This window comes from Prolinoborus fasciculus (assembly GCF_056724605.1).
In genome coordinates, this window is the sequence record NZ_JBWZQN010000044.1 from 1 (window position 1) to 12,540 (window position 12,540).

Annotated in this window: 13 protein-coding genes; 3 read left to right on the forward strand and 10 right to left on the reverse strand. The window is 42.8% G+C overall.

Annotated features, from left to right (window positions below; genetic code table 11):
• Positions 1-194: 194 nt before the first annotated feature.
• From craA to AC1P5O_RS11070, 3 genes are all read right to left on the reverse strand, one after another.
• Complete coding sequence (gene craA / locus AC1P5O_RS11060) at positions 195-1,424, reverse strand: chloramphenicol efflux MFS transporter CraA (protein WP_005101263.1); 1,230 nt, start codon at positions 1,422-1,424, stop codon at positions 195-197.
• 192 nt (positions 1,425-1,616) lie between these two features.
• A complete protein-coding gene (locus AC1P5O_RS11065; RefSeq protein ID WP_004732365.1) occupies positions 1,617-2,036 on the reverse strand; it encodes a hypothetical protein in 420 nt (139 codons plus the stop codon).
• A gap of 99 nt (positions 2,037-2,135) precedes the next feature.
• Positions 2,136-3,545 carry a D-2-hydroxyglutarate dehydrogenase gene (locus AC1P5O_RS11070; RefSeq protein WP_004732367.1) on the reverse strand — a complete coding sequence of 470 codons (1,410 nt, stop codon included), beginning with the start codon at positions 3,543-3,545 and terminating at the stop codon, positions 2,136-2,138.
• Between the two features lie 354 nt (positions 3,546-3,899).
• On the opposite strand from AC1P5O_RS11070, the gene serA reads away from it, so the two are divergent.
• Both serA and AC1P5O_RS11080 read left to right on the forward strand, forming a co-directional pair.
• The gene (serA, locus tag AC1P5O_RS11075; RefSeq protein WP_004732371.1) at positions 3,900-5,132 is read left to right on the forward strand and encodes a phosphoglycerate dehydrogenase; all 1,233 of its coding nucleotides are present in this window, start codon (positions 3,900-3,902) and stop codon (positions 5,130-5,132) included.
• Between the two features lie 124 nt (positions 5,133-5,256).
• Positions 5,257-6,123 (forward strand): EamA family transporter, encoded by an 867-nt coding sequence (locus tag AC1P5O_RS11080; RefSeq protein ID WP_005101265.1) that lies wholly within the window; start codon positions 5,257-5,259, stop codon positions 6,121-6,123.
• A 53-nt stretch (positions 6,124-6,176) separates the two neighbouring features.
• Here AC1P5O_RS11080 and AC1P5O_RS11085 read toward each other — a convergent pair whose 3' ends face one another.
• Both AC1P5O_RS11085 and AC1P5O_RS11090 read right to left on the reverse strand, forming a co-directional pair.
• A complete protein-coding gene (locus tag AC1P5O_RS11085; RefSeq protein WP_228277117.1) occupies positions 6,177-6,524 on the reverse strand; it encodes a hypothetical protein in 348 nt (115 codons plus the stop codon).
• Positions 6,525-6,577: 53 nt separating this feature from the next.
• A complete protein-coding gene (locus AC1P5O_RS11090; RefSeq protein WP_228127360.1) occupies positions 6,578-7,315 on the reverse strand; it encodes a hypothetical protein in 738 nt (245 codons plus the stop codon).
• Between the two features lie 364 nt (positions 7,316-7,679).
• On the opposite strand from AC1P5O_RS11090, the gene AC1P5O_RS11095 reads away from it, so the two are divergent.
• Positions 7,680-8,558, forward strand: a complete 879-nt coding sequence (locus tag AC1P5O_RS11095; RefSeq protein ID WP_005101268.1) for an EamA family transporter — start codon at positions 7,680-7,682, stop codon at positions 8,556-8,558.
• A 152-nt stretch (positions 8,559-8,710) separates the two neighbouring features.
• On the opposite strand, the gene AC1P5O_RS11100 is transcribed toward AC1P5O_RS11095, so the two are convergent.
• The 5 genes from AC1P5O_RS11100 to truB all read right to left on the reverse strand — a co-directional run bounded on the left by AC1P5O_RS11100 (position 8,711) and on the right by truB (position 12,495).
• Positions 8,711-9,178: a hemerythrin domain-containing protein gene (locus AC1P5O_RS11100; protein ID WP_004732380.1), complete on the reverse strand. Its 468-nt coding sequence runs from the start codon at positions 9,176-9,178 to the stop codon at positions 8,711-8,713.
• A 134-nt stretch (positions 9,179-9,312) separates the two neighbouring features.
• A complete protein-coding gene (locus AC1P5O_RS11105; RefSeq protein ID WP_017397890.1) occupies positions 9,313-9,723 on the reverse strand; it encodes a TSUP family transporter in 411 nt (136 codons plus the stop codon).
• A gap of 67 nt (positions 9,724-9,790) precedes the next feature.
• A complete protein-coding gene (locus AC1P5O_RS11110) occupies positions 9,791-11,095 on the reverse strand; it encodes an RNA-guided endonuclease InsQ/TnpB family protein (protein WP_005101271.1) in 1,305 nt (434 codons plus the stop codon).
• A gap of 128 nt (positions 11,096-11,223) precedes the next feature.
• Positions 11,224-11,577, reverse strand: coding sequence for a TSUP family transporter (locus AC1P5O_RS11115; RefSeq protein ID WP_004732390.1), 354 nt, complete (start codon positions 11,575-11,577; stop codon positions 11,224-11,226).
• A 12-nt stretch (positions 11,578-11,589) separates the two neighbouring features.
• Positions 11,590-12,495 carry a tRNA pseudouridine(55) synthase TruB gene (truB, locus tag AC1P5O_RS11120; protein ID WP_004732391.1) on the reverse strand — a complete coding sequence of 302 codons (906 nt, stop codon included), beginning with the start codon at positions 12,493-12,495 and terminating at the stop codon, positions 11,590-11,592.
• Positions 12,496-12,540: the final 45 nt, after the last annotated feature.

The window sequence follows — 12,540 nt, forward strand, 5'->3', positions numbered from 1 at the left end:
TCATATTGAGCTTTACAAGGCTGTTATAGCGCTTGACAAGACGCTGATCCAGGCCAGAGATGTTAAATTGAAGAGCATGCTCTTCAATTTAACGCAAAGTTCAGGAATTGTGTAGATACCTATGCCTTTTAGGAGAGGGAAATTCAATACTGAACATATGATTTCAATAATTTATAAGTTCCCTCGATAAGGAATCAAAACTCCCCACGCTCCTGTCTTTCCAGCATTAACTGTTTGAGCTGCATGCGCGGCAAAGTAAACCAGAGTGCAATCAGAATCAAAGAGGCAGCACAGTAGGCCCAGATATCGTAGGCTTCATACGCCATCCTTACTGCTTCAATCACCACAAAAAAGCTGAGCATCAGGATAATAGAAACCGTCGCAGCCACCGTGCCTTTGGACACTTCAGAAGACATTAATGCAAAACGATACAGCACCGAAAAACTCACACCCTCACCCAGACTGATACAAGTGGTGCCGATAATCAGACAATGACTAAAATATTCTGGAATCAATAAGCCCATCATCAATAAACCGGTACCCAGCAACATCAGTGGCAGACCCAATAATACGGTTTTGCCCAGCGGTATTTTATCGATAATTTTTAGCAGAATCAGATTACCTGCAATCAGGCCGCCCAAGACCGGAAACTGCGCCAGACCATATTGCACGCTACTGAATCCAAATTGCTCGACCAGAATCACGGGTGACAGGGCAATCCATAACATCAAGGGCAGACTCACCAAAGGCAAGGCTACAGTCATGATCACAAAGCGTTTATTTTTTAAAACCTGTTTAAAGTCATCCAGAATATAGCTGACCGGCTGTCTGGGAATACTGACTTTCAGGTTTGGCATTTTGGCTTTCAGGCCGAACCAGCTCAGAAATGACAGAAATGCGATACCGATAAAGCCCCAATGCCAAGAGATATGATCAATCATAAAGGCACCCAGCACTGGTCCTAGCAAAGGTGCCAGCAAAGACACATTGGCCATCAGTGCCATGACTTTGATGGCATCACGTTCTTCAAAGCTTTCCTGAATGGCGGCATAACCAACGGCGGTAATAAAGGACAGGCCAAAGCCCTGTAAAAAGCGCAGGAATAAGAAACTTTCGATATTGGGTGTTAATAAAATAGCCAGACAGCTAATCGTGAAAAATGCCACACCACCCAGCAGTACCATTTTACGTCCAAGACGATCGGACAAAGGTCCCAGAATCGCTGCGACAAATGCCCCACCCAACAGGAAAAAGGACATGGAGGATGGTGCCCATGAACTACTTACGCCAAAATCACGGGTAATCGCCAGCATGGCCGGTTGAATCAGGTCATTACATATATAGACTGAGAATTCAAACAGGACCAGTGCCAGCGGGAACATAAGTGTGGCACGGGTCAGTTTTTGGGTGTGGATATTTTGCATGGGAGTTTTTATTGTCAGTCTGCCCGTTTTAACAGACTGAACTTTGTCTAAAATAGAAAGAAATAATTTTAGCAGATGAGATATTCAAACGCTCTGAATAAATATAACTGATCGTAGAGATAATCTTCCAAATAAAAAAGCGCATCCTCTAGATACGCTTTTAACCAAAATCTGTCTAAAGATCAAACACTATTATGGACAGACTGCTTTCTGGAAAGTCTTGGTATTTGAACCTCGTGCACAACGATACAACTTCTCGGTATTTTCCAGCATCCAGCTGTTATCTTCCCGTTTAAAATAATAAATGGTCTGTACTGAACGTACCGAATCATCCATTAACCCAGTTTCAGTGACTTTGACCTGTCCAATCGTGGGCGACTCTACCTTGTCAAAGAACTGGCGCAACTCAACTGTTGCCAGTTCCTTACGCAAGTCCGGTCTTAATTGTAAAACCTGTTCCAAAGGCGTATCCGAAGATGACTGTACCTTTGCAATGACCTGTTGAGCAGTTGCACAGCCTGAACCCAATATACCAAAAGCGAGAGTTGCGACTGCCAATATCCGGAACATATTATTTAACCCTTTATCGTCATTCTTATTCCAACCTATCATGCCGAGCTTCTTAGTACAAAACCATTTAGACTCTGTAACTGTCTTTACACAGCAATAAAAAAGCGCACCTTTCGATGCGCTTTTTTCAATTCCGACCGATTAAAGATCGAAAAGTTTACCCGGATTCATGATGCCATTTGGATCAAACACTTTTTTCAGAGCTTTCATATATTCAATTTCTTCCGCCGAACGCGAATATTCAAGATATGGCTTCTTGGTCATGCCCACACCATGTTCCGCAGAAATTGAACCGTCATATTTTTTCACGGTATCAAAGACATACTTGTTCACCACCTGACATTTGGCAAAGAATTCATCTTTAGACAAATCAGCAGGTTTTAAGATATTTAAGTGCAAGTTACCGTCACCGATATGACCGAACCAGCAGATTTCAAAGTCTGGGTAATTCGTCGATACAATCGCATCAATTTCTTTAATGAATGCAGGAACGTGCGTGATCAGAACGGAAATGTCATTTTTGTATGGAATAAATGGCGCGATAGATTCAGAAATATCTTCACGTAAACGCCATAAACTTTCTACCTGATCCAGGCTTTGGCTCATTACGCCGTCCAGTACCCAACCTTGTTCCATGCAATGCTCGAAGATTTCCATCGCCTTGTCCATAATCGGCTCAAACGGCGCTTCAAACTCAAGCAATACATAGAATGGGCATTCAGTTTCAAATGGACGTTGCACGTGACCATGGGCCAAGACTTTCTGCATCGCCAGTTCACCAAAGAACTCAAATGCAGTCAGGTCAATTTTCGCCTGGAAGGCATGCAATAACGGCATGATCGCATCAAAGTCAGGTACACCCAGTACCATCACTTGCAGGTCTTGCGGTTGACGTTCAAGCTTGATTTCCGCTTCCGTCACCAGACCCAGCGTGCCTTCACCACCAATAAATAAATGTTGTAGCGCATAACCGGTTGCATTCTTGATCATACCTTTGTTCAGACGCAATACATCGCCCTTACCCGTCACAACGGTCAGGCCAAGTACCCAGTTACGGGTCATGCCGTATTTAATCACTTTGATGCCGCCAGCATTGGTGCCGATGTTACCGCCAATTTGCGATGAACCTGCCGAAGCAAAGTCAACTGGGTAATACATGCCCTGCTCTTCAGCATAGTTCTGTAACTGTTCAGTCACCACACCTGCCTGTACGCGCACCATACGATCTGCCGGGAAAAACTCCAGAATCTGGTTCATCTTGTCCATGCTGACCACGATCTCGCCATTGGCTGCGACTGCACCTGCAGAAAGACCGGTACGACCACCCGATGGAGTCACTGCAACATTAAATTGGTTCGCCAGTTTTACGATGTCTTGAACTTGCTCAGTTGACGACGGAAAAACGACGACTGACGGGTTTGGATCAAAGTGCTTCGTATGATCGCGACCCCAATTCTGGAGGCTGTCCGTATCGGTTTTAATACGGTTTTCACCCACAATTGCAGTCAATTGGTTCAATAACTCAGGGGTTAAAGCGACTGGAGCATTCATCGTTTGCAGACCTAGCATGATTTAAACAAGAGAGACTTCGCTGGTTCATTTGCACATTTTTTATGCATAAAAACATGGATACAAATCAGGCGAAACATGATTATTAAAGCACCGGATCACGCTGCTTTAAAAGCATGGCGCAATATTATAAGCTATTTTTTGGTGTTTCCTGCGAAAAATGACAATTTTGATAATATACCTTTGAAAATGCAGATTTAAATCAACCATCATGATCATTATTATCAATATATCTTGCCAGAATAGCTGATGTGAGGGTCATCAAGGAAATGTATAAGTGCGCTTTTCCTGTGCTATTATACCGCGACTAAATTTGGCCTTTGTAGCGGAGCCGTAATGAGCCAACATCTATCTCTACCTAAAGATAAAATCCGTTTCTTGTTGTTAGAAGGCGTTCACCAGAATGCAATCGACACTTTAAATGCTGCTGGATATACCAACATCGACTATCGTAAAACTGCGCTTGAGGGTGAAGCGTTGAAAGAAGCGATTAAAGATGCGCACTTCGTCGGTATTCGTTCCCGTACTCAATTGACTGAAGAAGTCTTTGAAGCTGCGAACAAACTGATTGCTGTCGGTTGTTTCTGTATCGGTACCAACCAGGTGAACCTGGACGCTGCAATGCGTCGCGGTATTCCAGTCTTTAACGCACCTTACTCAAATACGCGTTCAGTCGCTGAACTTGTACTTGCTGAAGCAATTCTTCTTCTACGCCGTGTACCTGAAAAATCAGCAGACACTCACACAGGCGGCTGGAACAAATCTGCAGTTGGTTCGTTCGAAACACGTGGTAAAACTTTAGGTATCGTAGGTTACGGTTCAATCGGTTCACAACTTTCTGTACTTGCTGAAAGCATGGGTATGAAAGTGATCTATTTCGATACAGTGACTAAATTGCCTTTAGGTAATGCACGTCAAGTCGGTAGCTTGGGCGAACTTTTGGCAAATGCCGATGTGGTTTCTTTACACGTTCCTGATGTTCCGTCTACACGTAACTTCATGACCAAAGATCAGTTCGCGCAAATGAAAGAAGGTTCGATCTTCATTAACGCGGCACGTGGTACCTGTGTCGTGATCGAAGATCTGGCGGATGCGATCAAATCTGGTCATATTGCTGGTGCTGCGGTAGATGTATTCCCGAAAGAACCTAAGGCGAACGGTGAAGAATTTGTTTCTCCACTGCGTAACCTGCCAAACGTGATCCTGACTCCGCACGTGGGTGGTTCGACCATGGAAGCGCAAGCGAACATCGGTCTGGAAGTAGCTGAGAAATTTGTAGCTTATTCTGATAAAGGTATGACTTTATCTGCGGTGAACTTCCCAGAAATCGCATTGCCATTGACTGAAGGCAAACACCGTTTACTGCACATCCATCAAAATATTCCAGGCGTATTGTCTAAAATCAACAACCTGTTTGCTGAACAAGGCATCAACATCTCTGGTCAGTCACTGATGACTAAAGGCGATGTCGGTTACCTGGTGATGGATGTCGATGCTGCTGCATCTCATGAAGCACTTGATATGCTTTCGAATGTTGAAGGTACAATCCGCGCACGCGTATTGTTCTAATTCAATATTGTAGAAAAACCACAGCTCTCGGGCTGTGGTTTTTTGTTTTTAAGGTTTGTATTTTTAAACCTTTTTCAGCTTATGCTGCTCTTCCGCTATTCGAGCAATCGAAACCTATTTAGTCATGCTGAATTTTAAAATCGCACCGATGGTGCAAGCGCCGCTGATTCTGTTGATCGCCATGATCAGTATGCAAAGCAGTGGCTCCTTTGCCAAATATCTGTTCGGTCAATTTCCCATTCTGACTATTTCCGCAATGCGTCTGCTGTTAGGCGCTATGATTTTGGCACTGATTTTTAAAATTTGGAAAATCCATTTCAGACAGATCAAGTGGCCGGCCATTATCAGTTATGGCCTTGCCCTGGCTGGCATGAATCTACTGTTTTACCTGTCGATTGATCGCCTGCCGCTGGGGATTGCCGTCTCTTTTGAATTTATTGGCCCCTTAAGTGTTGCCCTGTTTTATGCACGTCAGAAATTCGACTTTGTCTGGGTCGGACTGGCGATTCTAGGGCTAATTCTACTGTTCCCTTTTGATCAGGCTGCCCAGCCGCTTGACCCGATTGGGATGGCATTCGCCTTGGGTGCAGGTGCCTGCTGGGCCTTATATATCGTTGCCGGCCAAAGACCTTCAGGCGTTTCTGGCAATCATACTGTCTGCTTAGGCATGTTTGTCGGCATGCTGGTACTGATGCCGATCGCACTCTTTGCAGGCATGCCGGCACATACTTTTGAACCGATGAGTTTGTTGTATTTTGTGGCTTTGGCAGTACTGGCTAGTGCACTGCCTTTCACTCTAGAAATGATCGCACTGCGTAATTTAAGCGCACTGAGTTTCGGTACCTTGATGAGTTTGGAACCCGCCATTGCCGCACTCTCAGGCCTATTTTTTCTGGGTGAAACCTTGTTGTGGACACAGTGGCTGGCATTGGCCACGATTATCAGTGCTTCGGTAGGCTGTACGGTGACGACCCAAAGACAAAAATCTTGAATAAAAATAAAGGCGCTAGAGCGCCTTTATTTAAGATCACTTATTTTCAAATTTTAACGTGGTGTTGCGTCTTTAATCGCAGTATTTAATACAGTCGCTGCTGTCGCATTATAGCCATCACATCCAGAGGCAAGCTGATCATACATATATTCTGTCCATTTGATCATTAAAGAAGTTACACCTTCTTGTTTATTCAAGTCATCCAAGGCAGCCTGTTTTGATTGAGCAATATAGTCGTCGTGATCAATATGTTCCCCATGTTCCGAGAAATCAACTGAATAAATTCCGCCTTGATATTCGATCGCACCGAAATATTTGTAATATTGCATAGCATCGTCTTTATATTCTGCCTTTTTATATTTCAAGTTAGCCATCGTGTCATCTAGAATCGTTTTTGCCATTTCTTGGACAGACTGCTGTGCCTGCCATTCAGCAAGTGTGCTAAAGCCAGTTTTTACTTCCGGATCAAATTCAATATATTCTTCTTCAGGATGTTCAGCCAGAAGACGGAAACATTTAGAGCCATTTGGGAATTTGCGGGCCTTCTGCAAATCGACAAAATTGGTTGCAAACTCATTATAGTATTTACGCTCAGCTGTCGTATTATCACTGTTAAAGAACACAACACTCTGGTCGCGGGATCATCATACATTTTCACCACAGCAATATTGGTACGTTCAGTTAATGCTTTACCAGACAGGTCATACCACGCTATGTGTCGATGATTGCTGATATTGTTCTCAGGTATCGTCACAGGACGACTTTTAAATTGAGTCGTCGTATTTTCTAATATTTTTTCCAGCTTATAACCTAATGCTGTACGGGTGCGATCTGCAGGGAACACCCCTTTTGTTGTGACATAAGTTGAGAAGACCATATCTTCTTCAAGATCGTATTCAGTATCAACAGCGCTGTTATTATCCGCATATAATATGCCGTCAGTAATTTTATTTTTATGACTGGCTAATAGAAGTTTTTGCGATTCCATCTCTGATCCATCAATATTCGGTAAGTTGAATTGATAGTTATAGAATTCAGAAATGGTGTCTGATGCTCCATCACCCGGGGTTCCAGGATTGGTCGGTGCCGGTTGACTAGTGACTGGTTCATTATTATCAGAACTATCGGAGCCACCACCACATGCTGCCAGCATGCAGCTGAAAATGGCGCAAGAAAGTATTCTTAATTTCATTATTATCTACCTTAATTATTTGATATTGTTATTTTAATTCTGTCCATAAACACGGAATCCAAGGTGTTTTCATTGTTATTTTAAAGCTAACCCGAATCACGGGGTCTAAGATATTTTAATAAATATAAAAATAAGATCAATTTAAAAATTGATTAATTTGTAACCGCAATTACATAGAAGATTAACTTTGAATTTAAAATCTTTAGGTATTTGATCGGACCAAAACTTAACTTGATTGAATCAAAATTTAAGTTCGCCTCGGCAAAATATTTCCTTGCCCTACTCATTAAAAATTAACCAGTTTGCTATAATTTCATTTCCTCCTATTTCTCATTTTCACCCGCTCTGGGTAGAAGCTGCTTCCATGCCAAACGCCCAACTCCTTGCTGTATTGTTCATGGTATTATCCATGACCTCCTACCAGATTAGTGCATCTTTTGCCAAACAGCTGTTTAGTGTGCTGGATCCGATTACTGTGACCATTTTAAGGCTGTGCTTTGCAGCAATTATTGTTGGGGTAATGTTCCGTTCCTGGAAAATTATTTCCCGTTTGCCTTTTTTGAAATGGCGGGATTTGCTCTGCTATAGCGCCGCTTTAGGGGTCATGAATATTTTATTCTACCTGTCCCTCGGAAGATTACCGCAGGGAATTGCGGTAGGACTAGAATTTATTGGTCCGCTCGGCCTAGCCCTCATTTCGATTAAACATCGTAGTGACTATATTTGGGTATTAATGGCCATTTTAGGCATCGCACTGATGGTGCCATGGGGACAGGCCAATAGCAGTAATTTCGACCTGCTCGGCGCCGCCTGTGCTTTAGGTGCGGGTTTATGCTGGGCACTGTATATTTTCTTTGGGCAACGTGTGGTTCAGCAAAATATCGGTATGCATGCACTGACTATTGCGATTAGCATTTCAGCCCTGTGTCTGCTTCCGATTGGGCTCTATAACAATGCGCCCGCATTGATTGATACGCAACATTGGGGTAAAGCCGTTGTCATTGCGGTTCTGGCCACAGCGATTCCCTATGCGCTGGACTTAAAAGCTTTGCAGCATTTAAACAAGACCAGCTATGGCACCCTCTCCAGCCTGTCACCAGCTTTGGCAGCACTGACCGGTTTTATGCTATTGGGGGAGAAAATTACGTATCTTCAGACGGTAGCATTAGTCTGTATCATGCTGGCCTCTGTCGGTGTGACCGTACGTGCCGCCCGTCAAGGATCGGCAGAAAAGAATGCCTAAAAGGCTTATTGGAATTTGAATAACTAATTAAATATCCTATCCATTCTGTGTTTTTACTTGCTTTGAAAGCAAAATATAGAAGGTAGGTAAATTGGCATAAAAAAGATGGCACTACAGGCATCTTTTTTATTTATTCGACTTGAATTTAAAGCTTAGCTTTGTACCAGCATATCTTTTTTCATGTCTTTATAATGCTGGTATTCATTCTTGTACTGCACTGCTAAAGCGGTCTTTTGCTCTTCTCCCAGAATTTTACCAGCTTGCTGAAAGAAACCATGTTCCTCTTCTTTTAAGTGATGATGCACCTTTTCGGAAAGTTTTTTGGCCATGGCAATCCAGCCCGGATTACTCAATTCAGTTGCAGTTAATTCCTCAATCATTTCGTCCATTTCATGATGTTCGGCCAAGGCATGGCGGGTAATATTCAGGCCTGAATCGGTCATCATCAAGGGGATATAAAAATAACGGTCTTCCGCAGCCTCATGGGCAAATAATTCATTTTTGAGTTGCTTGAACAGCTCGCGGCGTTCTGCTGTATCCCCGGAAGTCTGTAATAGTTTTTCTGCAAGATCACGCTGAATCTCATGACTCTCTCTTAATGCTTCAAAAATAGTCGTCATTCCGATATTTCTCCGATTGTTTTATTTTTAATATCATTGATTCTAGAAGATTTTCAGAACAGGTTCAGACCCAGTTTATAAAGTGATTTGTTAAGAAACTTTAATATCGAGAATGATTTACATCGGGTTTATATCTAAAAAAACATCTGGTATGCCATCCGGCAAATCAGCAGACTGACCAGAATCAGGAATAAAATCCGGATAAAGCCACTGCCATATTTAAATGCCAAACGCACCCCGACCAAGGAACCACAAATATTGGCTACCGCCATCATTGTCCCGACCATAAACAGCACATTGCCACTAGGAATAAAAAAGCTTAAGGCGGCCAGGTTGGTAGTGAAATTGGCAATTTTCGATAAGGCCGATGCATGCAGGAAGTCGACGCTCAAATAGCGAATAAAAAAGAAAATAAAGAAACTACCGGTGCCCGGACCAAAGATACCATCATAAAAGCCTATCGCCAGACTGCCCAAAGCGGCCAGAATCAGCATTTTCCGATTCAGTTTTTGTTCGGTATGCACCTGGCCGAACTGTTTTTTCATCAAGGTTTGACATACTCCCCTCACTTTCATTTTACCTCAAGTGGGGGGATTCTAAAAGCAAAAGCTCTTAGGTGACTTCCTCACGGATTTCACTTGCTTTCTGCTTCACAGGGCGACCTTTACCGCATCGCCCCTCCACAGACAAAACGGCATGTCCTGCCGCTAAAATGTTGCGAGAAGCGTTAATATCCGCATTCTCGCTAAAGCCACATTCAACACACTCAAATTTAGATTGAGTTTGTCTATTCTCTTTCGCTACATGACCGCATGAGCTACAAGTTTGACTTGTATATCTAGGGTCAACTTTAACGAGTAAACCACCTCGCCATTGTTGCTTATACTCCAATATTTTGACAAGCATTGACCAACCTTGATCAAGAATTGATTTGTTCAAGCCTGACTTGGCTTTCACATTCTTTCCTTTGTTCTCGATTGTACCTTTTGCTGACTTCGACATATTGGCTACTTTTAAGTCCTCAACTACGATCATTGCGTGGTTTTTGCTGAGAGTTGTAGTGACTTTATGCAAGTAGTCATGCCGAATATTGGCAATATGATGGTGTAGTTTATTGATCTTTAAATTGAGCTTTTTCCAATTTTGGCTGAACTTGGTTTTCTTCTTCAACTTGCGTTGAAGCCTAGCTAATTTAACTTGATTAGCTTTAAAACTATTGATCGGGTCGAACACCTGACCACTAGATGTTGTAATTAATTTTTTAACACCTAGATCAACACCAATGGCTGATTTGGATGGGTGAATCGGTGCATCTATTGTGCTTTCAACACCGAAAGAGATATACCACTTTCCAACATGCTTTGAGATTGTGACATTCTTGATTTCACCAAGAATCTCTTGTGATTTTCTGAATTTCACAACGCCAATGTCATTAGGCAACTTAACCTGATTACCTTTAACCCAACAATATCTGCCAAATTGAACAATGCGAATTGAATCATAACCATCAGATTTCTTTTTAAATCGTGGCATGAGTGGTCTAAGCTGAATTTCACTGCCATCGGTCAATTTAAAGAATCTTGGTTTTTTAGGCTTAAATGGTTTTTGCTTTAACTTAGCTTGTTCTTTTTTATCAAAAAATTTAGCCCAAGCATCACCAAGATCACGGACTTTTTGTTGGAGTGAAACACCATTAGAGCTTTTTTCTAAAAAAGCACATTCAGGTTTTTTGCGTAATTCAGGAATTTTATTGACTAAATTAACTTTGTTGATTCGCTCATTTTTAGCAAGCATCTCAAATGATACAGCTAAAATTTGATTCCAAACAAAACGTGCAGAGCCAAGCAACTTGTTTAAAACAAGCTCTTGTTCCGCATTAGGCTCAAGCCTAAATTTGTACGCTTTGTTGATCTTCATTTCGCCTTAAATCTATTTAGATACAGAAACTTAATGTAAATTATTCTATCATATTGCACTAAAAAAACACCAAAAAAAAGTCGTGAAATTCACCTCCACCCTAATGTTGGGTGGAGTCCTCTTTCACACTAAAGATAGATGGCGATCACGATCAACATGACCAGCACAAAAGGCTTAAGAATCTCGACTGGAATTAGCGTAACGCTGGCTGCACCAATAAAAGAGCTGACAAAACTACACAGTGCAATCACGCCCAAGAGCAGCCAAGGCAGTTTCACCTGACACAGATAGGAAAATGCCGCAGAAGCGGTGCCACAAATGGAAGCGAATTTATTGGTACCAAAGAACGTAGCAGGCTGTAGATGCGGTAAACTCCCCATAATTGCCGGAATCTGGATCAGACCACCACCGCCTACGGCAGCATCAATCGCCCCTGCAAAAAATGCAAAGACAACCAGACTGATGATGATCTCAATTTCCATATATTGACTCGATTAGAGGTTCAGGACGCGTTTGGGCACCAGACGTTTTTTGTCGGTGATTTCTGCCAGCCCCAGACATTTCTCACCATCAAAAACCAGCACCTGTTCAGCTGCTTCATGTTCGATATTGCTTTCCATGCCGCGGCTAAAATATTCTGCACGACTTTCGGGTACCTGCACTTTTGGAAAATGATCAACCGGTGCATAGGCCGGCAATAACAGTTCATCGCGCTCTGCTTCGCTCAGGCTTTCCAGATATTCAATGGTATAACTTGGAATCAAATCAAAATGGCCGGTTTTGATGCGGTGCAGATAAGTCAGATGGCCATAAGTTCCCAGCGCTTTGGCAATATCTTCACCTAAAACCCGGATATAAGTGCCTTTAGAACAGGTAATATCCAGCGTAATACTGTTCTCCGTAAAGGACAAAAACTCAATCGCTAAAATCGTAATTGGACGCGCTTCACGTTCAATCTCGATACCTTTGCGCGCCAGTTCGTATAAAGGACGGCCTTCTTTTTTCAAGGCAGAATACATCGGCGGCACTTGCTGGATATCCCCGATAAACTGTGCCAATGTGTCCTGAATCAAGGCTTCCGAGAGTTCAGGAACCGCTTTTTCCAGAAGCACCTCACCTTCGACATCGCCCGTGGTGGTACTATGCCCCAAAAATACGGTCGTCTGATAACGCTTGACCGAATCTAATAAATAATGCGAAAACTTGGTCGCCTCCCCCAAACACACGGGCAATAAACCGGATGCCAGCGGATCCAGCGCACCGGTATGGCCGGCTTTTTGTGCACGGTACAACCAGCGGACTCTTTGCAATGCGGCATTAGAGCTGATACCCAAAGGCTTATTAAGCAGGAAGACACCACTAAGATGACGACGCTGAATTTTAGGAGATGATGCTTTCATGGCAAAAAATCAGACATTTTATAAATTGGCGCCATGGTAAAACCC